The organism is Pseudomonas sp. 21615526 (genome assembly GCF_013386245.1).
In the GTDB taxonomy this organism is placed as follows: domain Bacteria; phylum Pseudomonadota; class Gammaproteobacteria; order Pseudomonadales; family Pseudomonadaceae; genus Aquipseudomonas.
This window is the reverse complement of sequence record NZ_JACAOM010000134.1, coordinates 1,945-2,283: the sequence shown is the minus strand read 5'-3', so window position 1 is coordinate 2,283 and position 339 is coordinate 1,945. Positions and strand designations below refer to the sequence as shown.

At 66.7% G+C, this 339-nt stretch carries 1 pseudogene; it reads left to right on the top strand.

Annotated elements, in window-relative coordinates:
- A pseudogene (locus HX786_RS32050) lies at nt 1-339 on the top strand (chemotaxis protein); the annotation flags it as partial.

The window sequence follows — 339 nt, the reverse complement described above, 5'->3', positions numbered from 1 at the left end:
CGAAGCAGCCGCCCATTCCAGCGTGTTGTCGAGCACCACCGAATCGGCGTTGCTGGAACAGCGCGCCGAGACCGACATGACCGCCGCCGCCATGACCGAGATGGCTGCGTCCATCGCCGAAGTGGCAGTGCACGTTCAACAAACCGCCAGTGAAGCCCACACCGCCAACACCCTCGCCGAGCAGGGCAGCCAGGTGGCCGGCACGTCGCGCGAGGCGATCCAGTTGCTGGCCGGCACCGTCACCCAGATCAACCAGGCGGTGGGCAACCTGGCCGGGCAGACCCAGCAAATCCAGGTGGCCGCGAGCATGATCCAGGCAATCGCCGACCAGACCAACCT